Source organism: Pseudomonas sessilinigenes, assembly GCF_003850565.1.
Taxonomy (GTDB): Bacteria; Pseudomonadota; Gammaproteobacteria; order Pseudomonadales; family Pseudomonadaceae; genus Aquipseudomonas; species Aquipseudomonas sessilinigenes.
On the sequence record NZ_CP027706.1, the window covers coordinates 709,423 to 730,804 of the forward strand.

Consider the following 21,382-nt stretch of genomic DNA (forward strand, 5'->3'; position numbering starts at 1 on the left):
CTTAGTGAGCGTGCTGATGCTCTTGCGCCGCGCCGGGTGCCTGCTTCTGCACGGCGACCTCGACGGTGACGTCGCCGGCCTTCTCGAAGTGCAGGGTCAGCGGGAAGCGCTTGCCATCGCTGAGCAGGCTGCGGTCCTTGAGCTCCATGAGCATCACGTGATAGCTCATGGGCGCGAATCGCACTTCGCCACCGGCGGGCACGGCCACCTTGGCCACCTGCTGCATCTTCATCATGTCGCCCTGCATCACATGCTCATGCAGTTCGGCGCGACCGGCGATCGGTGTCTCGACGCTGAGCAGGGTGTCGGCGTTCTTGCCCGGGTTGTGCAGCACGAAGTAGGCGGCGACGGTCGGCGCGTTCGGCGGTAGTTCCTGCGACCAGGGATGGTCGATCTGCAATTGGCCGGCCTTGTATTCATGGGCGCTGGCAAAGCTGGCAGGCAACAGCAGGGCGGCCAGCAGCAGAGTGTGCTTGACCAGGGAAGACTTGAGCATGGTGGTTCTCCAGAACGATTCAAAAACGCAGGTCACTTGCGAAAGGGAATCATGCCAGAGGCGGTGCACCGGGATTCAGGCTGGGCCATTGCTGGCGCGGGGTGAGTTGTTCGAGCGGCGGTTGCGGGGCGCCCGGTTGGGCGATGAAGCGGGTGAAGTACAGCTGCGGCGCATGGCCAGGCAGGGCCACCAGGGGCGCCGAGCCGGAGCAGCACCAGCAATGCTGCATGTTCGAGTGATCGTCGTTTTGCGGGGCTTTTTGTTCGAGCTGGCCCAGGGAGATGGCGATCATCTTGGTGCCGCTGGAGGAACAGAAACTGCCCCATAGCAGTTGTTCATCCAGCTCTTGGTCGCTGCTCTGCATGGCCCCGGAAAGCGGCATGGCAAGCATGTTGAACAGCACTGCGAAGCAGGCGATCCAGGCAAATGCGAGCCGTTGTCGGGACATGGTGACGATCCGTCGGTTGAGCGATCAGGCGGGTATTTAGCCTGATCGCTGTGGATAAGTAAAAAAACACCGTGTGCGGTGTGGTGTCGCAGTGCTGGCTCAGGCCGGGCTGACCTGAAGCTTGAGTCCCAGCGCCTTCATCACCTTGATGATAGTCGCGAACTCGGGATTGCCCTGGCTGCCCAGCGCCTTGTACAGGCTTTCGCGGCCCAGGCCGGTGTCCCGGGCTATCTGGGTCATGCCCCGGGCGCGGGCGATGTCGTTGAGGGCGGCGCGGATCAGCACGCCATCGCCGGCATCTTCCTCGAAGCAGGCATCGAGGTAGGCCACCATGTCTTGCGGGGTCTTGAGGTAGTCGGCCGCATCGAAGCGGGTCACTGGGGTGCGCATGTTTCAGTCCTCGTTCTTGAGGTCGTGAGCCAGTTGCCGGGCTCGTTGGATGTCGCGACTCTGGGTGCTCTTGTCGCCACCGATCAACAACAGGTAGATCCGTTCGCCTCGCCGTGAAAAGTACACCCGGTAGCCAGGCCCACGGTGGATACGCATCTCATGGACTCCACCTCCTATTGATACACAGTCGCCAAACCGCCCTAGTTGCGCTGCCCTGATCCGGGCCAGTACACGGGTCTTCCCCTGAGGGTCCTTGAGGCGAGTGAGCCAGTGGCTGAACTCCTGGGTTTGCTCGAAGACGAACATCGCGACTGTATTCCCTGGGATACACTCCTGGCAACTCATTTGCCAGATGAAAGGCAACGCTGCGACGACCGGGCGTGCAGCCGGTCGTTGCAGAGCTCCCAAGGAAGTTAAGGCAGGAGACTGGCGGGCACAGCCAGGGAGTTCCCAGGTTGAGGTGAGGCGCGGCGCTTTTTGCTGTCAGGCGCTGGACAGCCGCTCGAGGGCGGCCAGGAGCTGGGGCACTTCGGTAAAATGGCGATCGACTTCGGGCAGGTCGGGGCGCTTGAGTATCAACACCGGTACTCCCCGTTCGCGGGCCACTTCCAGCTTGGGTTCGGTGGCGCTGCTGCCGCTGTTCTTGCTGATCAGCACATCGATGCGCCGGCGCGCGAACAGTTCGCGCTCGTCGTCGATCTGGAACGGGCCGCGGGCGCCGATCACTTCGCAGCGCTCATTGCCCGGGCAGGCTTCCAGGGCGCGCAGGGTCCAGAACTGGCTGGCGGGAATCTCCTCCAGATGCTGCAAGGGTTCGCGCCCCAGGGTGAACAACGGTCGCTGGAAGGGTTCGAGGGCTTGGATCAGTTGTGGCCAGTCGGCCACCTCGCGCCAGTCGTCCCCGGGCTGCGCTTGCCAGGCCGGGCGACGCAGGGCCCAGCAGGGAATGCCGGCGAGCCGGGCGGCGGCCTGGGCATTGGCGCTGATCTGCGCGGCATAAGGATGGGTGGCATCCAGAAGCAGGCCGATGTTCTCGGCGTGAATGAACTGCGCCAGGCCCTTGGCTCCGCCATACCCACCGACCCGCACCTGGCAGGCCAGGTCCGTGGGCACCCGGCCGATGCCGGCCAGGCTGTAGACATGTTCAGGCCCCAGGGTGCGGGCGATGGCCAGGGCCTCGGTGACCCCACCCAGCAGCAGGATACGGCTCATGGCTGGGCTCCGGCATGGCCGACGATGCCGCCCTGGCGGTCGATGGCGAAGACTTCCACCTGGACCTGGGCCGGTACCACGCTGCGGGCGAAGTCCAGGGCATGGCGGCACACCGCATCGCCCAGGGCGACTCCGGCGGCGCTGGCCATGGCCAGTGCCTGCTGGCTGGTATTGGCCTGGCGGATGGCCTCTTGCAACGGTTGGTCGGCACCGATTTCGGCGGCCCATTGCGCCAGCTGCGGCAGGTCGATGCTGGAGTGGCGGCTGTGCAGGTCCATGTGCCCGGCGGCCAGCTTGCTGATCTTGCCGAAACCGCCGCACAGGCTGAGTTTATCCACAGGGGCCTTGCGCAGGTGCTTGAGGACCGCGCCGACGAAGTCGCCCATTTCGATCAGGGCGATTTCCGGCAGGTCGTAGACCCGGCGCATGGTGTCTTCGCTGGCGTTGCCGGTGCAGGCGGCGACGTGCTGGTAGCCGTTGCTCCTGGCGACATCGATGCCCTGGTGGATCGAGGCGATGTAGGCGGCGCAGGAAAACGGCCGGACGATGCCACTGGTACCCAGGATCGACAGCCCGCCGAGAATCCCCAGGCGCGGGTTCATGGTCTTCTGCGCCAGTGCCTCGCCGCCCTCGACGTTCACCGTGACTTCGAAGCCGCCGTTGTAGGCCTGCTCCTCGGCCAGGCGTTGCAGGTGCTCGCCGATCATCCGCCGCGGCACCGGGTTGATCGCCGGCTCGCCCACCCCCAGGACCAGCCCGGGGCGGGTCACGGTACCGACCCCGGCACCAGCCACGAAGCGAATGCCCGGCTCATGGGTCAGGCGTACCTGGGAGTAGAGCAGGGCGCCATGGGTCACGTCCGGGTCGTCGCCGGCATCCTTGATGGTCCCGGCCTCGGCCCCGTCGCTGGTGCGCCGGCAGAACTCCAGGCGCATCCGCACCTCTTTGCCCTTGGGCAGGACGATATCCACCGCATCGGCCTCGACGTTGCCCAGCAGCAGGCGGGCGGCCGCGAGGCTGGTGGCGGTGGCGCAACTGCCGGTGGTCAGGCCGCTGCGCAGCGGAGCGGGCTGTTCGGCGGTTTCCTCACGCATGGGGCAGGTCCCCGGATAGCGTGCAGATTGGGTCCTGGGGTTTGTGCAGTTCCAGCAGGGTGATGGGCAAAGCCTGGCGCCAGGTGTCGAACTCCCCCAGCGGCTGGGCCTGGGCCACATGGATGCGAGTCAGCTCACCGCCGTGGCGCTGGCGCCAGTCCATCAGGGTCATCTCGCTTTGCAGGGTCACCGCATTGGCCACCAGGCGGCCGCCGGGCTTGAGTCGTTCCCAGCAGGTGGCGAGCACCCCGTCGCGGGTCACGCCGCCGCCGATGAAGATCGCGTCCGGACGCTCAAGGCCAGCCAGGGCCTGGGGAGCGCTGCCACGGATCAGGTGCAACCCGGGAACGCCCAAGGTGTCGCGGTTGTGTTCGATCAGCTGCTGGCGGCCCGCGTCGGCCTCGATGGCCAGGGCGCGGCAACTGGGGTGGGCGCGCATCCACTCGATGCCGATCGAGCCGCTGCCGGCACCGACATCCCACAGCAACTCGCCGGGCATCGGGGCCAGGCGGGCCAGGGTCATGGCGCGTACGTCGCGCTTGGTCAACTGTCCGTCATGGGCAAAGGCCGAGTCCGGCAGGCCGGCCAGGCGCGACAGGCGTGGCGCGTCGAGGCTGGCGCGGCAGTCGATGGCCAGCAGGTTGAGGTCGGCGATGGCCGGGTCTTGCCAGTCGTCGGCGGTGCCGTCGATACGCCGCTCCAGCGGGCCGCCCAGGTGTTCCAGGACGCTGATCCGGCTCGGGCCGAAGCCGCGCTCGCGCAGCAGTCCGGCCACCGCCGCCGGGCTGTGGCGGTCATTGCTCAGCACCAGCAGGCGCAGGCCGTTGGCCAACTGCGCGTTGAGTGCGGCCAATGGCCGCGCCACCAGCGACAGGCTGACCACTTCCTGCAGGGGCCAGCCCAGGCGCGCGGCGGCCAGGGCGCAGGAGGAGGGGGCGGGCAAGATCAGCAGTTCCTCGGCGGGCAGTTGCCGTGCCAGGCTGGCGCCGACGCCGAAGAACATCGGGTCGCCGCTGGCCAGCACGCATACCGCAGTGCCACGCTGGGCGAGCACCGGCTCCAGGGAAAACGGGCTGGGCCACGGCTGGCGTTCGCCACGGATGCAAGCCGGCAGCAGCTCCAGCTGACGTTGCCCGCCGACGATCCGTGAAGCGCCCAACAGGGCATGGCGGGCATTGCGGCCCAGGCCCTTGAAGCCGTCTTCACCGATTCCCACTACTGTCAGCCAGGGCGACATGGATATTCCTCGAACACAAAAGCCAGGGTTCCGACAGGCAGGCTTTTCATGCCTTCGGACAAAGCAGGCATAATACCGCGCCTTCGCCCGCGAAGCGTTTTTCCCACACTGCCGGTCACCCCTTTGAACCCACGTCCGCTGTCCACTGCCATCCGCCCCTCGGCCTGTCCGGGGTTGTTGCGTATCGTCCCGGCCCTGGACGGCGGTATCTGCCGGATCAAACTGGCCGGCGGGGTCATCAGCGCGGCCCAGGCCGTGGCCGTGGCCGAGGCGGCGCAGGTGTTCGCCGGCGGGGTGATCGAGGCCACCAACCGCGCCAACCTGCAGATCCGTGGCATCGGCGGCGAGCACCAGGCGCTGATCGCCAAGCTGCTGGAGGCAGGCCTGGGGCCGACCACGGCGGCCGGTGACGATGTACGCAACCTGATGCTCAGCCCCAGCGCCGGTATCGACCGCCAGTGCCTGGTCGATACCCGGCCCCTGGCGGCGCAGATCCTGCACACCCTGCAAGGTCATCCACGGTTCCACGAGTTGTCGCCCAAGTTCGCCGTGCAACTGGACGGGGGCGAGGCCCTGGCCATGCTCCAGCATCACCACGATTTGTGGCTGGCAGCCTGTGAGCGCGAGGACCAACGGTTGCTGGCCTTCGGCCTGGCCGGTTGCCCGGTGGATGCGCCGCTGGCGGCGGTGCCGCTGGAGCAGGGCCATGACCTGCTGGTGGCGGTGCTGGAGGCGTTCCTCGACCTGGCGAGCCCCGAGCAGACCCGTATGCGGCACTTGCTGGCCCAGGTGTCGGTGGCGGAATTTCTGCTCCAGGTGCAACAGCGCCTGGGCGGCCCGCTGCTGAACGTCGATGGCTGGCGCCGGTCGGCAGCCGCCGAGGGCTTGCACCTAGGAACTTATCCACAGGCCGTGGCCGGGCGGGTCTATGTCGGTGCGGTCGCGCCCCTGGGGCGGCTCGACCCGGCCATGCTCAAGGGCGTCGCGCAGTTGGCCCGGCGCTATGGCGATTCCAGCCTGCGCCTGACGCCCTGGCAGAGCCTGCTGTTGCCCGACATTGCCGTGGCGGATGCCCCGGCGGTCAGCGCTGGCTTGGCCGAGCTGGGTTTGCTTTGCCGTCCCGAGCAGGCCCTGGCCCACCTGATTGCCTGCACCGGCTCCAGCGGTTGCGCCAAGGCCCAGGCCGATACCAAGGGCGATGCGCTGCGCCTGGCGGCCCTGTTGCAGGCTCAGGGGCAACAGGCGGCGGTCCACCTTTCTGGCTGCCTGCGCACTTGCGCTGCCGCCCATGTGGCGCCCACCACCCTGTTGGCGGTGGCCCCGGGACGCTACGACTTGTATGTGCGCGACGCCACGCAGCCGGGGTTCGGCAGGCTGCGGGCGCGCAACCTTTCTATAGAAGCGGCACAAGCGCTGCTTGATGTCCGCCAACGGAGTCACCTTGATGATTGATTACATCCGCGACGGTCAGGAGATCTATCGCAACTCCTTCGCGATCATCCGCGAAGAAGCCAAGCTAGAACGCATTCCCGCCGACCTGGAAAAACTCGCGGTACGGGTGATCCACGCCTGCGGCATGGTCGAGGCCATCGATGGCCTGCAGTTTTCTGAAGGCGCCGGCAAGGCCGGGCGCGAGGCCCTGGCCGCTGGGGCGCCGATCCTCTGCGATGCGCGAATGGTGTCCGAGGGCATCACCCGGGCACGGCTGCCGGCCAACAACCCGGTGATCTGTACCCTGCGTGACGACAGCGTGCCGCAGCTGGCCCGCGAGCTGGGCAATACCCGTTCGGCGGTGGCCCTGGAACTGTGGCGGCCTTACCTGGAAGGCAGCGTGGTGGTGATCGGCAATGCCCCCACCGCGCTGTTCTACCTGTTGGAAATGCTCGACGCCGGCGCGCCGAAACCGGCGCTGATCCTTGGTTTCCCGGTGGGCTTCGTCGGCGCTGCCGAATCCAAGGCGATGCTGGCCGCCGACAGCCGTGGCGTGCCGTTCGTGATCATGCAAGGCCGCCTGGGCGGCAGTGCCATGGCCGCCGCCGCCGTCAACGCCCTGGCCACGGAGATCGAATGATGCAGCAACCTGGACGTTTGATCGGCCTCGGCGTGGGCCCTGGTGATCCGGAACTGATTACCCTCAAGGCCCTGCGCCTGCTGCGCGAGTCGCCGGTGGTGGCCTACTTCGTCGCCAAGGGTAAAAAGGGCAATGCCTTCGGCATCATCGAGGCGCACCTGCAGGAGGCGCAGACCCTGCTGCCGCTGGTCTACCCGGTGACCACCGAAGCGCTGCCGGCGCCGTTGTCCTATGAGCAGGTGATCAGCGATTTCTACGACGAAGCCAGCGTGCAAGTGGCCGAGCACCTGGATGCCGGCCGCGATGTGGCGGTGATCTGCGAGGGCGACCCGTTCTTCTACGGTTCCTACATGTACCTGCACGACCGCCTGGCCGAGCGCTACCAGGCCGAAGTGGTGCCGGGGGTCTGCTCGATGCTCGGCGGCGCCTCGGTGCTGGGGGCGCCGTTGGTGTATCGCAACCAGAGCCTGTCGGTGCTGTCCGGGGTGCTGCCCCATGACGAGCTCAAGCGCCGCCTGGCCGATGCCGACGCGGCCGTGGTGATGAAGCTGGGGCGCAATTTTCCCAAGGTCCGCCAGGTCCTGGATGAGCTGGGGCTGGCGCAGCGGGCGCTGTATGTCGAGCGCGCGACCATGGCCAACCAGAAGATCGTGCCCCTGGACGAGGTGGAGCCGATGTCGTCGCCGTACTTCTCGTTGATCATCGTTCCCGGACAAAGGTGGCAAGGCTGATGGCCCGTTCGATTCCGGCCATCGTCATCCTTGGCCAAGGCAGCCTCGATACCGCGCGGCGGATCCAGCGCCTGTACCCCGACGCACTGGTCTACGGCCTGGCCGAGCGCACCACGGGCGCCGACCGCAGTTACCAGGAGTTCGGCGCGACCCTGCGCCAGCTCTATCAACAAGACACGCCGATCATCGCCCTGTGCGCCGCCGGCATCGTGATCCGCACCCTGGCGCCGCTGCTGCTGGAGAAGGGCGCCGAGCCGCCGGTACTGGCGGTGGCCGAGGACGGCAGCGCGGTGGTGCCATTGCTGGGCGGCCTGGGTGGGGTCAACGTCATGGCTCGCAAGATCGCTGCCGGCCTGGGCGTGGCGGCGGCCATCACCACCAGCGGTGAACTGCGCTTCGGCACTTGCCTGCTCAACCCGCCCAGCGGTTATGCCCTGGGCGACCTGGAGCTGGGCAAGCGCTTTGTCTCCGATTTGCTGGGTGGCGAGAGCGTGCGCATCGAAGGCGCCGCGCCCTGGCTGGCCGAAGCCCGCTTGCCGGAAGATCGCGAAGCCCGGTTGACCATCCGGGTCGGTTCCGCCGAGCGTGAGCCCGCCGCCAACGAACTGCTGATCTACCCGCGCAGTGTCCTCATCGCACTCACCTGCAGGAACGAGCTTGCTCGCGATAGCGGCCCCGAGTTGGCCGAGCATCTGCGGGCCGCTCTGCACCAGGCTGGGATCGCTCGCCAGTCCGTCGCTTGCCTGCTGGCCGCCGACAGTGAAATGGCCAGCCCGGCCTTGCGTGACGCCGCCGCCGAACTGGGCGTGCCGCTGCGTTTTGCTCCGGCGGCCAGCAGTGTGGCCGAGCTGGCGCAACAAGCGGTGCCACAATTGCTGCCGCCCCTCAATGCGGGCGAGGACATTGCCATCGCTGTGGCCAGCGAACCCCTGGACCCGCAACGGATCGGCCAGCCCCGTGGTCGCCTGGCCGTGATCGGCCTGGGGCCGGGCGCCGCCGAACTGATGGTGCCGGCGGTCAAGGCCGAACTGGCCCGGGCCCAGGACATCCTCGGCTACGAAACCTATGTGCGCATGGCCGGCCCATTCCGCGCCGACCAGGTCATGCACTGCACCGACAACCGCGAGGAAATGCAGCGCGCCCGCCACGCCTTCGAGCTGGCGGCCCAGGGCCGTTCGGTGGTGGTGGTGTCGTCCGGTGATCCGGGTGTGTTCGCCATGGCCTCGGCGGTGCTCGAAGCCTTGCACGAATCCAGCGACCCGGCCTGGCATAACGTCGACCTGGAGATCCTGCCCGGGGTGTCGGCCTCCCTGGCCACCGCCGCCCAGGCGGGTGCACCACTGGGCCACGACTTCTGCGTGTTGTCGCTGTCGGACAACCTCAAGCCCTGGGAGATCATCGAGAAGCGCCTGGACCTCGCCTCCCAGGCCGACCTGGTGCTGGCCTTCTACAACCCCATCTCCCGTTCCCGGCCGTGGCAACTAGGGCGGGCCCTGGAGATCGTGCGCCAGCACCGCACAGCGCAAACCCCAGTGGTATTGGGGCGCGACATCGGTCGCCCGGGCCAGACCCTGCGCGTCACCACCCTGGGCGAGCTGACCCCGGAGCAGGTGGACATGCGCACCATGGTGCTGGTGGGTTCCTCCACCACCTGCACCTTTGCCAAGGCGGATGGCGGCGAGTGGGTCTACACGCCGCGCTGGTACTAGAGGGGCAGCGGCAAGCTTCGAGCTTTGAGCGGCAAGCTAAAAACTTGCGGCTTGTCGCTTGAAGCTTGTCGCTTAGGGCTGCAAGTACCAGATGATGAATTCGAAGAAACCGGTCCATCTGGCGGCAATGCGGCCAGCGGTGAAGGCTTCCCAGTCGCCCAGGTCGAAATCCCAGACGCCGCCGCTGTCCTTGTCCAGCAAGTAGCCTCCTTCGCCTTGCAATGAGGTGAAGGCGATGAAGTTCTGCGGCAGCTCCCATACTTCATGAATGAACTCGGTGCCTACAAGGATCTCCTCGCTGGGCTCGACGATATTCATCAGCACTTCGTAGCTCGCCCGGCTTGCGAAGTCGGCGGGGTGGTAGGCCAGGTAGATCTGTGCGAACTCGCTGTCCAGGGCAATGCCCAGTGTTGCCAGCGCTCGGGTGACCCCGGCGGTATCTGGGCGCGGGCGGAAGCTGGGCTGGGCTTCGATCAGGGCGACCAACTGCGGGGGAATCATGGGTGGTCCTTGATGATAGGTGGCCATTTGTCCAGGGGCAGGCTGCCCTGGATCTGGGCAAAGTGTTCCCGGGCCTGGGCCAGGGTCTTGTGGTTGGGGCCGCTCAGCACATCCAGTGCCTGGCAGCCATCGTCTTCCCAGTGGCACAGGCCGCAGATCTCGTACTCGCCATGGGCGCCGAGGGTCAGGTAGCCGCAGCAGGGGCAGGCCAACAGGGTTTCCACCGGGCCCTCGACCGGCTGGCTCGGGTAGCCGGCCTCGGCCAGGCAGCGGCTCAGGTAGGGGTTGCTGACGCCATGGTAGGCGGCGCGCAGGCTGACCAGGATCAACGCATCGTAACGCGCGGGCTGGGCGTTTTCCGGAGGTTCCCGAGTCTGTATTTCTTCCCCCAGGCTGGCTGGGAGGGTGGCGAATTCCGGGGCTTGTGGAGCCAGGGTCCAGACGTTCAGCAGATGATCGGCGCGTTCTTGCGCCGAAAGTTCGAGCAGGCGGTGCCGGCTCAAGAGCTCGATGGCCGCGGGGCGCGTCAGTGGCTTCATGGGGTTGTGCTCGGCAAGGGGATCAGCACTCCGGCCAGGCCAGGGTCAGCTGATCCGGCCGCTCGATGGGAATGCAAACACTGACCCCGCTGGTGGATTGAGCCTCTATATGCCGGTCGCGGATTCGCACCTGGGCGAAGGGGTTGGTTTCCCGGAGCACCAGCAGCCAGATCAGGCGCTGCGAGTCTTTCTCCAGCAGCGCCAGGAAGCCATCGCCGCCGTGGGCCGCGCATTCGCCAGCCAGGGCCTGCCAAGGTTCCGGGCCGGGGGCTGAACAGCCCAGGGTCGCCAGGCCTTCGCAGGCTTCTGCCGGTTGGTGATCCAGGGCCGGGAGCCACGCCTTGTCCTGCAGTCGGCTTGCCCCGTGGGGCAGCTCGAACAGGCAGTAGAAACCATTGCCCAGGATCAGGACGTTTTCCCGCGGGTAGGCTTCGTCCCGCCATTGCTGCTGGATAAAGGCCTGGTCGGCGTTGTAGGGCATGGGCAATCCGTTGCGATGAGGGCTGGCTAGGGCACCAGGTAGCCGCGCACTCCGGTGAAGATGATCTGCGCCGCCAGGGCACAGACGAACAGGCCCATCAACCGGCTGACGATCTGCAGGCCCTGGTCGCCGAGGATGCGCTCGATGCGGTTGGACAGGTACAGCACCACGCCCACCGTGAGGCTGGCCAGGGCGATACTGAGGATGGCGGTGAGCTTGTCGTCCCAGTGCGGCTGGCTGACGCCCATGACCAGCAGGGCACCGATGGTGCCGGGGCCGACCGTCAGGGGAATGGTCAGCGGGACTATGGTCACGTCTTGCTGCACGTTGTCGGTCTGCACCGCCGACTTGCCCTGGGCCATGCCCAGGGCGGAGATGAACAGCACCGAGCCCGCGCCGATGCGAAACGCATCCACGGTGATGCCGAACACGCCGAAGATCACCCGCCCGAACAGGTACAGCAGCACGCTGGAGACCAGGGTCGCCAGGGCGACTTTCCAGGCCAGGCGCCGGCGTTCCTTGAGGGAGTAGCCACGGGTCAGGCTGATGAAGCACGAGAGGACGAAGAAGGGGCTGTAGAGCACCAGCATCTTCAGGTAAACGCTGAACAGCACGTGGAGCATGGTGGGAGCTCACGACTAGGGAGGGCGAGCCAGAGTTTAACTCAGCTGGTGTGCGCGGTGCTGCGTTCGCGCAAGTCGCGTTGGGTGACCCAGTGTTCCACCAGTTCGCGCAGTTGCGACAGCTCCACCGGCTTGGCCATGTGCCCGTCCATGCCGGCCTGGCGCGCGCGCTCCTTGTGCTCGGCCAGGATGTGGGCGGTCAGGGCCACCACCGGCGTGCGCACTCGCTGGTTACCCACTTCCCAGGCCCGCAGTTGCTGGGTGGCGGAGAACCCGTCGAGCACCGGCATCTCGCAGTCCATCAGCACCAGGTCGTAGCGATTGGCTTTCATCGCCTGCAGGGCTTCCTCGCCATTGCTGGCGGTGTCGGGCTGCAGGTTGAGTTTGCCGAGCATGCCGCGGATCACCTTGGTGGAGATGCTGTTGTCCTCGGCCACCAGGATGCGGAAGTCGCTGGGCACGGTCACTGCGGCCGGGGCGGGAGCGGGGTTGAGCGGCAGGTTGTAGGGCGCGGCCGGGGCCCTGCTGCGCTGGCTGAGTTCGTCGGCCAGGGTGGTCTTGAGGGTATAGCCGGCCACCGGCTTGGCGAGGATGCGCTTGATCCCGGCATTGCGTGCGATCACCTTGCTCGGCGCGTTGCTGATACCGGTGAGCATGATCAGCAGGATGTCGTGGTTCAGGCTCGGGTCTTCCTTGATCTTCGCCGCCAGTTGCATGCCGGTCATGCCGGGCATGTTCTGGTCCAGCAGGACCACATCGAAATAATCCTTCAGGTGTGCCTTGGTGCGCAGCAGGGCCAGCGCCTCCTTGCCGGAGGGCACGGCGCTGACGTTCAGGCCCCAGGCGCTGCATTGCTGGACCAGGACCTTGCGGCAGGTGTCGTTGTCGTCCACCACCAGTACCCGGGCCCCTTGCAGCGGGCCGTCGAGGTCGGCGGTAGGTTGTTCCAGGCGCTCGGCATCCAGAGGCAGGGTCAGCCAGAGGGTGCTGCCCTGCTGGTTGCCGCTCTTGATGCCGAATTCGCCATGCATCAGCAGGATCAGCTGGCGGGCGATCACCAGGCCCAGGTTGCCGCCCAGGCGGGTGTTGGCCAGGAAGTTCTTGCTGTGCAGTTCGGTGTGCAGCAGGGCTTCGCGTTCCTCGGCTTCCATGGGCTGGCCGCTGTCTTGCACGGCGATGCGCAGGCGCGGTTTGCTGCTGCGCTCGTCGAGGGCGACGACAATCAGGACTTCGCCTTCGTCGGTCTTCTTCAGGGCGTTTTCCAGAAGGCTCAGCATGGCCTGGCGCAGTCGCGTCGGATCGCCACCGATGACCCGCGGGACCTGGGGCTGGATGAAGCTGATCAACTCGACATTCTGCTGTTCGGCCTTGGCCCTGAAGATGCTCAGGCAGTCTTCGATCAGGGCGTTGAGGTCGAACTGCACGTCGTCCAGTTCGATCTGCCCGGACTCGAGTTTGGAGATGTCGAGGATCTCGTTGATCAGGGTCAGCAGCTCGTTGCCAGCACTGTGGATGGTTTGCACGTAGTCGCGTTGCTTGACCGACAGCGGCGTGCCCAGCAGCAGCTCGGTCATGCCCAGCACGCCATTCATCGGGGTGCGAATCTCGTGGCTGATCTTGGCCAGGAACTCGGCCTTGGCGTTGACCTCGGCGGTGCTGGCGGCCAGGTCGCGACTGACGCTGAAGCGGTTCTCGGTGATGTTGCGCTGGCGCTCGCCCAGGGCCACGCTCATCAGCAGGCCGGCCACGCAGACCACGCTCATCAGGGTGACAATCAACCCTTGCGGCGGCACCAGCGTCAGGCCGAGCAGGGCAGGGAGGATCACCAGGGTGCCGAGGTTGAAGATCGCCATGGCGGCAACGAACAGGCGTGCCGGACGATACCCCTTGTGCCAGTGGTAGCCGCCCACGAACAACATGCTCAGGCCGGCCAGGGCCACCAGGGCATAGGTGATGATATTCAGCGGCAGGGTGTTGACGAACAGCAGCAACAAGCCGCTCAGGGCGATCAGCAGGATATTGCCCAGCAGCAGGCGATTCAGCGGGTGCGTGCCCAGCGGGGCGAAGAAGCGATAGGCGAACATCATGCCGGCCGGCGCGGTCAGCAGCAGGGCCAGGTACGCCCCGGGCGTCTGCAGGGCCTGCCACTGCGGCAGCCAGGGGCCGAGCAGGTTGAGCAACAGCATCAGGCTGAGGGTCAGCAGGCCTTCGCAGATCGCCAGCCACAGGCTGCTGCGCGAGCGGGTATAGGCGAAGCGCGTGAGGTTGTGCAGGATCAGCATCGTCAGGCAGCCGAAGAGCACGCCATAGATCAGCGTCTGGCTCTGGTTGGCGGCGCTCATCACGGCCGACTGCAGGGTGATGTAGGGGCGCAGTTCGTGCTCGGACACCAGGCGCAGATACACATCCAGCGGCTTGGCGTTTTGTGGCAGCGCCAGGATGAAGTCGCTGCTGGGCAACGGCCTCTGTGTTTGCGGCTGGCTGAAGCCACTGTTGGCCTGCTCGATCAGCGTGTCGCCTTCGAGCACGTAGAGATTCAGATGGGCCAGGTCAGGGGCGAAGATCCGCAGGATCTGTTCATGGGGCCCGGGTTGCAGCTTGAAGCGTAGCCACAGGGCACCCTCTGGCGCGGCGGCGGTGAGCTTGTCCAGCTCGATGGGGCTGAACTGGTTGGTGTAGCGCGGGGAGCGGATGTCACTGAGTTGCAGGTCGCCCTGATCGTCGAGCAGAACTGCCCAGCCACTGCCTTGCGCGGCCAGGGCCGGGTTCAGGCAGAGCAGAGTCAGCAATGTGACGGTGAAGCCTAGGGCAGTCCTGAGCCAGCGCACGGCGAAATCCCTTCATTGGTTGATGCCTGATTATAACTATGCGCGGCGTAATGACCGAACGGCAAGGGTGCGTGGCCCTTGCCGGGGTCACGGGGAGCCTTACTCCTGGCCGCGCTCGCGGGCAATGGCACGGTAGCCGATGTCCTTGCGGTAGAAGCAACCCTGCCAGTCGATCTGGGCGGCCAGGCGATAGGCTTGCTGCTGTGCCTCATCGACACTGGCACCCATGGCGGTGGCGCACAGTACGCGGCCGCCTGCGGTCACGATCTGGCCGTCCTTGAGTGCAGTGCCCGCGTGGAAGACCTTGCCTTCCAGTGCGGCGGCTGCGTCCAGGCCGCTGATGGCCGCGCCCTTGGCATAGTCACCAGGATAGCCGCCGGCCGCCAGGACGATACCCAGGCTCGGGCGTGGGTCCCATTGTGCTTCGACCTTGTCCAGGGCCTGGGCCAGGGCCGCTTCTACCAGCAGGACCAGGCTCGACTGCAGGCGCAGCATGACGGGTTGGGTTTCCGGGTCGCCGAAACGGCAGTTGAACTCGATGACTTTCGGGTTGCCGGCCTTGTCGATCATCAGGCCCGCGTAGAGGAAACCGGTATAGACGTTGCCTTCCTCGGCCATGCCGCGCACGGTCGGCCAGATGACCTGGTCCATCACGCGTTGGTGCACGTCGGCGGTGACCACCGGTGCAGGCGAGTAAGCGCCCATGCCACCAGTATTCGGGCCAGTATCGCCGTCGCCCACGCGCTTGTGGTCCTGGCTGGTGGCCATGGGCAGCACGTTCTTGCCGTCGACCATGACGATGAAGCTGGCTTCCTCGCCATCGAGGAACTCTTCGATCACCACGCGCGAACCGGCGTCGCCGAAGGCATTGCCGGCGAGCATGTCACGCACGGCTTCCTCGGCCTCGGCCAGGGTCATGGCGACGATCACGCCCTTGCCGGCGGCCAGGCCGTCGGCCTTGATCACGATCGGCGCGCCTTTTTCCTGCAGGTAGGCCAGGGCCGGCTCGATCTCGGTGAAGTTCTGGTAGTCGGCGGTAGGGATCTTGTGGCGGGCCAGGAAGTCCTTGGTGAAGGCCTTCGAGCCTTCCAGCTGGGCGGCACCCTGGGTCGGGCCGAAGCAGTCCAGGCCACGGGCACGGAACAGATCGACCACACCGGCCACCAGCGGGACTTCCGGACCGACGATGGTCAGGGCAACGTTCTTCTCGGCGAAGTCGGCGAGCTGCTCCAGGGCCAGCACGTCGATGGCCACGTTCTCGCACTTGGCCTCGATGGCGGTACCGGCGTTGCCGGGAGCGACGAATACTTTTTCGACCCGTGGGTCCTGAGCGACTTTCCAGGCCAGGGCGTGTTCACGACCGCCGCTACCAATGATCAAAATGTTCAAGTCAGACTCCTTCGGAGGAAGCTACAAGCCGCAAGCTGCAAGTTGAAATTCAAGTGCAGCAGGCGGCTGTCAATTAAAGAGGCTGCAAGCGCGAGCAGAGGCGACAGGGTCGCGCTTTTACTTGGCGCTCGCAGCTTGCAGCTTGACGCTGCTTTTAGTGACGGAAGTGGCGCATGCCGGTGAATACCATCGCGATGCCGGCTTCGTCGGCCGCGGCGATCACTTCGGCGTCACGCATCGAGCCGCCAGGCTGGATCACGGCCCGGATACCGACCTTGGCGGCATTGTCGATGCCGTCGCGGAACGGGAAGAAGGCGTCGGAAGCCATGACCGCGCCTTGCACTTGCAGGCCGGCGTGCTCGGCCTTGATGGCGGCGATGCGGGCGGAGTTGACGCGGCTCATCTGGCCGGCGCCGACACCGATGGTCTGGCGGTTCTTGGCATAGACGATGGCGTTGGACTTGACGAACTTGGCCACTTTCCAGGCGAACACCAGGTCGTGGACTTCCTGTTCGGTCGGGGCACGCTGGGTGACGATCTTCAGGTCATCGGCAGTGATCATGCCGATATCGCGGCTCTGTACCAGCAGGCCGCCGTTGACGCGCTTGAAGTCCCAGGCCGCAGCCCGGTCCTGCGACCATTGTCCACAGGCCAGCAGGCGCACATTGGCCTTGGCTGCGACGATGGCGCGGGCCGCTTCGCTGACGCTGGGAGCGATGATCACTTCGACGAACTGGCGCTCGACGATGGCTTTTGCGGTTTCGGCATCCAGCTCGCGGTTGAAGGCGATGATGCCGCCGAAGGCCGATTCGGTATCGGTGGCATAGGCCAGGTCGTAGGCCTTGCGGATACCGCCTTCGTCTTCAGGGACCACGGCCACGCCACATGGGTTGGCGTGCTTGACGATGACGCAGGCTGGCTTGACGAAGCTCTTCACGCACTCAAGGGCAGCATCGGTGTCGGCCACGTTGTTGAATGACAGCTCCTTGCCTTGCAGCTGGAAGGCGGTGGAAATGCTGGCTTCGCCTTTCTGCGCCTCGACATAGAATGCCGCGCTCTGGTGCGGGTTCTCGCCGTAGCGCATTTCCTGGGCCTTGGCGAACTGGCTGTTGAAGGTGCGTGGGAACTCGCTGCGCCCTTCAGTAGACAGGTTGTCCCGGGTCTGGTCGATGGTGCCCATGTAGTTGGCGATCATGCCGTCGTAGGCTGCCGTGTGCTCGAAGGCCTTGAGCATCAGGTCGAAGCGCTGGGCGTAGGTCAGGCCGCCGGCCTTGAGGTTCTTCAGGACGTCGGCGTAGTCGCTGGCGTTGACCACGATGGCCACGTCCTTGTGGTTCTTGGCGGCCGAACGGACCATGGTCGGGCCGCCGATGTCGATGTTCTCGATCGCGGTCGGCAGGTCGCAGCCGGGCTTGGAGATGGTTTCTTTGAAGGGGTAGAGGTTGACCGCCACCAGGTCGATGGGCTTGATCCCGTGCTCGCCCATGATGGCATCGTCGATACCGCGACGGCCGAGGATGCCGCCGTGGATTTTCGGGTGCAGGGTCTTGACCCGGCCGTCCATCATTTCCGCGAAACCGGTGTAATCCGCGACTTCCACTGCGGACACGCCATTGTCCCGCAGCAGCTTGAAGGTCCCGCCGGTGGAGAGGATCTCCACGCCGAGGGCTTCCAGCTCCTTGGCGAATTCGAGGATCCCGGTCTTGTCGGAAACACTGATCAAGGCGCGGCGGATCGGCAGGCGGGTAGTCTGGTCGGTCATCTCAATTTCCATCAAAAGCAAGGGAGTCAGCAAAAAAGGCGACCGTTTTTTACGCGGGCGCCTTTCTGGTTTGAGTGAATGCTTACAACAAATCGTACTGCTTGAGTTTCTTGCGCAGGGTTCCGCGGTTCAGACCCAGGAGTTCGCTGGCCTTGGTCTGGTTGCCCTTGACGTAGTTCATCACGCTTTCGAGCAACGGGGCCTCGACTTCGGAGAGCACCAGGTTGTACACGTCCGTGACGGCAGCGCCCTCAAGGTGGGCGAAATAATTGTGCAGCGCCTTCTCGACACTCCCGCGAAGGGTCTGGCCTTCTTCGCTGGGGGTATTGAGGTGCTGTTTCAAATTCACGTTGTCGCTCACGGGTGTTGTTCCACTCACTAAAGTCTCGGTCATCATCGTCATGCGGCCACCCCCTCTCCGTCCCCTGTTTCCAGGCTCTTGTAACGTCCGGCGAAGAACTCACGGACGTTGGCGCACTGTGCTTCCGTATCTTCCAAACGATTGAAGTGGGCGCGAAACTCCCTGGCGCCCGGCAGGGTTGCGAGATACCAGCCCACATGCTTGCGCGCAATGCGTACGCCCATGACATCCCCATAGAAGGCATGCAGCGCGGCCAGGTGCTCCAGCAGAATACGTTCAACCTCGAACAGCTCCAGTGCCGGGAGGGTTTCACCGGTACGCAGGAAATGCTCGATCTCACGAAAAATCCATGGCCGCCCCTGGGCGGCCCGGCCGATCAACAGCCCGTCGACTCCGGTGGCATGCAACACCTGCCGGGCCTTTTCGGGCGAGTCGATATCGCCGTTGGCAAAGACCGGAATCGACACCGCCTGCTTGATCGCGGCGATGGTGTCGTACTCGGCCTCGCCGGTGTACAAGTCGGCGCGGGTCCGACCATGGACCGCCAGTGCCGTGATGCCAGCCTGTTCGGCGATCTTCGCCACCGTCAGGCCATTCTTGTTCTGCCGGTCCCAGCCGGTACGGATCTTCAGGGTGACCGGTACGTCCACCGCGGCCACCACCGCCTGGAGAATCTCGTTGACCAGGACTTCGTCTTTCAGCAACGCGGAGCCGGCGGCCTTGTTGCAGACCTTCTTCGCCGGGCAACCCATGTTGATATCAATAATCTGTGCGCCCAACTCGACGTTGGCGCGGGCGGCGTCTGCCAGCATCTGTGCATCGCCACCGGCAATCTGTACCGAGCGTGGCTCGGGATCGCCTTCGTGGATCATGCGCAACCGCGATTTGCGGCTGTTCCACAAGCTCATGTCGCTGGTGACCATTTCCGAGACTACAAGGCCGGCACCCAATTGCTTGCAAAGCTGACGAAAGGGCTGGTCGGTAACCCCCGCCATCGGGGCGAGAACCAAGCCGTTTTGCAGTGTGTATGGGCCGATGCGTACCGCCGACATAGGACTTCCCTGTTGTGGGGCCGGATCATGAGAGTTCGAAAAAGGGTTGGCATGATACCCGCTCTCGATGACCGGATAAAGGCTGAATTGGATAAAATCTGAACAGTTATTCTGCCGGTTCCCAGGATTGACCCAGGGGGAGGCTGTCATAAATCTGTCGTCAATCCAGAGTCGTCCGTTAACTCTCCAGCCGTTTCACTCGGGTGAGTGGAAACTCAGACTGTAGTTCACGGCTTTGGGTCCTGGGTCGAGAATATCGAGGGCGATGTGAATCGGGGTCTGCGGTGGCATTTCCGCAGCGTCTTGCAAGTCGCCGCCCAGGTATTCCCCGGGCTTGAAGCTGCGACTGGCGATCAGGTGGCCGTTGAGGTCGGCGAAGCGTAGTTCCAGCAGCGGGAAGGGCTGGGAGAAGGGCGCTCGGTTGTAGATGATGGCGTCCACCACCAGGGCTCCGCTGAACTCCGGGTGGCTGCGCACCACCAGGTTGCTGCTCTTGATCCGGTCGATGTCGACGCGCGATGGCACCGTACATCCGAATTCCGGACACAGTTGCTGGAACCAGGGGCGGTACTGGTCCTGGCGTGCCAGTTCGTCGAAGTGATAGGCGATGTACTGGGCTACCAGGCCGCCTGCAGCCAGCAGGATCAGTAGCAGCCAGAGCAGGCGACGTCCCCAGGGTGAGCGACGTTTTTGCCAGTCGAGATGGAGCGGGTCGTCTTCCAGATCCAGCAGGACGTCGTCCTGGACTCCGGGCTCATTGCGCTCGCGGCGCTTCTTGCCGGCGGTCGCCGTGGGCGCTTGGTCGTCGGAGTCGGAATGGTTGGTGGCCACAGGTGCAACCGGCTCCGGCTCATCATCCGGGAGCAGCCTCGGGTGCTGGGGCTCGTCGTCCAGGTCCGCCAGGTTGAAGGACAACGAAGGTTCGGTGCGGCTGGAGCGCGGTGGCTCGACGTCGCTATCGTCCGTGGACTTGAGGCTGATGGAGTCAGGTTCATCGTGCTCGGCGGCGCTGGCGAACAGGCCGCCGGGCCAGTTGCCCTCATCGGCGTCCTGGGGGTCGCGCCGTGCGGTGAGGCCATCTTCCCTGGGGGCGTGCTCACGACCGAATGCCTTGGCAGGCTGGATCTCGCGTTGTTCGAGCTTGGCCAGTTCCTCGTCGAGGTCCAGGTGGTCCAGGTCCATTTCCGCGGCCGACCACTGTTTCTGGCTGATGGCGCGTTGTGCCGGTGCGGGCTCCGGTGGCGGTGGTTGCAGTTTCGGTTCCACTGGTGCCGGTGCCGGTGCCGGTGCCGGTGCCGGTGCCGGTGCCGGTTTCGGAGTCGGTTCGGCTGCCGGCTTGGCGACGGGCTTGGGCACCGTGCCTTCCTTGGCTGCGCGTTGCTCAAGCAGCTGGCGTGCGGCGTTGAACACTTGCAGGCAAGATCCGCAACGCACTACCCCGCGAGCCACGCTCAACTGAGCATGGCTGACACGGAACCTGGTTTGGCAATGCGGGCACTGGGTGACGAAACTGTCGGTCATGCGGCCATCCGGATTATGCAGGCGGCCATTCTAGCGCCGACGGCCGGTGATGCGCACCCAGCCGTCGAGGGTGGCAATCGGGTCCAGATCGAAGTCCTGGGCGTAGGCGGCGGCCACTTCCTCACCTTGTTCAGCGAGGATCCCGGAGAGTGCCAGGCGTCCCCCGGGCTTTACCAGGCTCGACAGTTGCGGAGCCAGGGCAACCAGCGGGCCGGCAAGGATGTTGGCCACCAGCACATCGGCCTGTTGTGGCGGCAGTTGTTCCGGCAGGTACAGCGGGAACAGCTCCTCGGCGATGTGGTTACGCCCGGCGTTGTCGCGGGAGGCTTCCAGGGCCTGGACATCGATATCGGTGCCCACGGCCTGCTTGGCGCCCAGCAGCAGGGCGGCGATGGCCAGGATTCCCGAGCCGCAACCGAAGTCCAGCACGTTGCAGTCGCTCAGATCCTGGCTGTCCAGCCACTCCAGGCACAGGGCGGTGGTCGGGTGGGTGCCGGTGCCGAAGGCCAGGCCCGGGTCCAGCAGCAGGTTGACCGCGTCCGGCTCCGGGGCGTCGTGCCAGCTGGGAACGATCCACAGGCGTCGGCCGAAGCGCATCGGCTGGAAGTTGTCCATCCAGCTGCGTTCCCAGTCCTGGTCCTCGATGACTTCGCTGTGATGCTCCGGTAGCGGGCTACCCGTCAGCAATTGGAGGTGGGCCAGGACGCTGGCGGCTTCGGTGCCGCCCTCGAACAGCGCCAGCAGATGGGTATGGGACCACAGCGGGGTGGTGTTCAATTCAGGCTCGAAGATCGGTTGGTCTTCGGCGTCCATGAAGGTCACCGACACGGCGCCGACTTCCAGCAGCGCGTCTTCGTAGGTCTCGGCCTGTTGCGGGGTGATGGCGAGACGGACTTGTAACCAGGGCATGACGGGACCTCAGAACGCGAAAAAAGAT

General features: G+C 65.4%; 22 protein-coding genes. 4 read left to right on the forward strand and 18 right to left on the reverse strand.

The window, feature by feature from the left end; genetic code table 11:
- Position 1: 1 nt before the first annotated feature.
- From C4K39_RS03170 to C4K39_RS03200, 7 genes are all read right to left on the reverse strand, one after another.
- The gene (locus C4K39_RS03170) at positions 2–496 is read right to left on the reverse strand and encodes a copper chaperone PCu(A)C (protein WP_068577093.1); all 495 of its coding nucleotides are present in this window, start codon (positions 494–496) and stop codon (positions 2–4) included.
- A gap of 49 nt (positions 497–545) precedes the next feature.
- Complete coding sequence (locus tag C4K39_RS03175) at positions 546–944, reverse strand: DUF2946 domain-containing protein (protein WP_124345641.1); 399 nt, start codon at positions 942–944, stop codon at positions 546–548.
- A gap of 99 nt (positions 945–1,043) precedes the next feature.
- Positions 1,044–1,334, reverse strand: a complete 291-nt coding sequence (locus C4K39_RS03180) for an addiction module antidote protein (protein WP_124345642.1) — start codon at positions 1,332–1,334, stop codon at positions 1,044–1,046.
- Positions 1,335–1,337: 3 nt separating this feature from the next.
- Positions 1,338–1,640: a type II toxin-antitoxin system RelE/ParE family toxin gene (locus C4K39_RS03185; protein WP_068577099.1), complete on the reverse strand. Its 303-nt coding sequence runs from the start codon at positions 1,638–1,640 to the stop codon at positions 1,338–1,340.
- Positions 1,641–1,817: 177 nt separating this feature from the next.
- Positions 1,818–2,546 (reverse strand): cobalt-precorrin-6A reductase, encoded by a 729-nt coding sequence (locus C4K39_RS03190; RefSeq protein ID WP_124345643.1) that lies wholly within the window; start codon positions 2,544–2,546, stop codon positions 1,818–1,820.
- Positions 2,543–3,640 carry a cobalt-precorrin-5B (C(1))-methyltransferase gene (locus C4K39_RS03195; protein WP_068577104.1) on the reverse strand — a complete coding sequence of 366 codons (1,098 nt, stop codon included), beginning with the start codon at positions 3,638–3,640 and terminating at the stop codon, positions 2,543–2,545. The genes C4K39_RS03190 and C4K39_RS03195 overlap by 4 nt, the downstream gene beginning before the upstream one ends.
- Positions 3,633–4,877 carry a bifunctional cobalt-precorrin-7 (C(5))-methyltransferase/cobalt-precorrin-6B (C(15))-methyltransferase gene (locus C4K39_RS03200; protein ID WP_068577106.1) on the reverse strand — a complete coding sequence of 415 codons (1,245 nt, stop codon included), beginning with the start codon at positions 4,875–4,877 and terminating at the stop codon, positions 3,633–3,635. The genes C4K39_RS03195 and C4K39_RS03200 overlap by 8 nt, the downstream gene beginning before the upstream one ends.
- A gap of 48 nt (positions 4,878–4,925) precedes the next feature.
- On the opposite strand from C4K39_RS03200, the gene cobG reads away from it, so the two are divergent.
- Genes cobG through cobJ form a run of 4 tightly spaced genes read left to right on the forward strand, consistent with a single transcriptional unit; the run spans position 4,926 to position 9,388 of the window.
- A complete protein-coding gene (cobG, locus tag C4K39_RS03205) occupies positions 4,926–6,329 on the forward strand; it encodes a precorrin-3B synthase (protein ID WP_124345644.1) in 1,404 nt (467 codons plus the stop codon).
- On the forward strand, positions 6,322–6,948 hold the full coding sequence (locus tag C4K39_RS03210; protein WP_068577108.1) for a precorrin-8X methylmutase: 627 nt from the start codon (positions 6,322–6,324) through the stop codon (positions 6,946–6,948). Before cobG ends, C4K39_RS03210 begins: the two co-directional genes overlap by 8 nt.
- Entirely contained in the window at positions 6,945–7,679 is a 735-nt protein-coding gene (locus tag C4K39_RS03215) for a precorrin-2 C(20)-methyltransferase (protein ID WP_178083948.1), read from the forward strand. Before C4K39_RS03210 ends, C4K39_RS03215 begins: the two co-directional genes overlap by 4 nt.
- Positions 7,679–9,388, forward strand: coding sequence for a precorrin-3B C(17)-methyltransferase (cobJ, locus tag C4K39_RS03220; protein ID WP_124345645.1), 1,710 nt, complete (start codon positions 7,679–7,681; stop codon positions 9,386–9,388). Before C4K39_RS03215 ends, cobJ begins: the two co-directional genes overlap by 1 nt.
- Positions 9,389–9,460: 72 nt before the next feature.
- On the opposite strand, the gene C4K39_RS03225 is transcribed toward cobJ, so the two are convergent.
- The 11 genes from C4K39_RS03225 to prmA all read right to left on the reverse strand — a co-directional run bounded on the left by C4K39_RS03225 (position 9,461) and on the right by prmA (position 21,354).
- Entirely contained in the window at positions 9,461–9,889 is a 429-nt protein-coding gene (locus C4K39_RS03225) for an SMI1/KNR4 family protein (protein WP_068577191.1), read from the reverse strand.
- A complete protein-coding gene (locus tag C4K39_RS03230) occupies positions 9,886–10,428 on the reverse strand; it encodes a CPCC family cysteine-rich protein (protein WP_124345646.1) in 543 nt (180 codons plus the stop codon). The genes C4K39_RS03225 and C4K39_RS03230 overlap by 4 nt, the downstream gene beginning before the upstream one ends.
- Positions 10,429–10,450: 22 nt before the next feature.
- Positions 10,451–10,909, reverse strand: a complete 459-nt coding sequence (locus tag C4K39_RS03235; RefSeq protein ID WP_124345647.1) for a hypothetical protein — start codon at positions 10,907–10,909, stop codon at positions 10,451–10,453.
- A 26-nt stretch (positions 10,910–10,935) separates the two neighbouring features.
- Entirely contained in the window at positions 10,936–11,532 is a 597-nt protein-coding gene (locus tag C4K39_RS03240; RefSeq protein WP_022642054.1) for a MarC family protein, read from the reverse strand.
- A gap of 41 nt (positions 11,533–11,573) precedes the next feature.
- On the reverse strand, positions 11,574–14,360 hold the full coding sequence (locus C4K39_RS03245) for a hybrid sensor histidine kinase/response regulator (protein WP_124345648.1): 2,787 nt from the start codon (positions 14,358–14,360) through the stop codon (positions 11,574–11,576).
- A gap of 99 nt (positions 14,361–14,459) precedes the next feature.
- Positions 14,460–15,749 carry a phosphoribosylamine--glycine ligase gene (gene purD / locus C4K39_RS03250; RefSeq protein ID WP_124345649.1) on the reverse strand — a complete coding sequence of 430 codons (1,290 nt, stop codon included), beginning with the start codon at positions 15,747–15,749 and terminating at the stop codon, positions 14,460–14,462.
- Between the two features lie 154 nt (positions 15,750–15,903).
- Positions 15,904–17,511, reverse strand: coding sequence for a bifunctional phosphoribosylaminoimidazolecarboxamide formyltransferase/IMP cyclohydrolase (purH, locus tag C4K39_RS03255; protein ID WP_124345650.1), 1,608 nt, complete (start codon positions 17,509–17,511; stop codon positions 15,904–15,906).
- Between the two features lie 82 nt (positions 17,512–17,593).
- Positions 17,594–17,914, reverse strand: a complete 321-nt coding sequence (fis, locus tag C4K39_RS03260; protein ID WP_003186237.1) for a DNA-binding transcriptional regulator Fis — start codon at positions 17,912–17,914, stop codon at positions 17,594–17,596.
- Positions 17,911–18,924, reverse strand: a complete 1,014-nt coding sequence (dusB, locus tag C4K39_RS03265) for a tRNA dihydrouridine synthase DusB (protein ID WP_068577179.1) — start codon at positions 18,922–18,924, stop codon at positions 17,911–17,913. The genes fis and dusB overlap by 4 nt, the downstream gene beginning before the upstream one ends.
- Positions 18,925–19,119: 195 nt before the next feature.
- Positions 19,120–20,445: a DUF3426 domain-containing protein gene (locus C4K39_RS03270; RefSeq protein ID WP_124345651.1), complete on the reverse strand. Its 1,326-nt coding sequence runs from the start codon at positions 20,443–20,445 to the stop codon at positions 19,120–19,122.
- A 30-nt stretch (positions 20,446–20,475) separates the two neighbouring features.
- On the reverse strand, positions 20,476–21,354 hold the full coding sequence (prmA, locus tag C4K39_RS03275) for a 50S ribosomal protein L11 methyltransferase (RefSeq protein ID WP_068577175.1): 879 nt from the start codon (positions 21,352–21,354) through the stop codon (positions 20,476–20,478).
- Between the last annotated feature and the right edge of the window lie 28 nt (positions 21,355–21,382).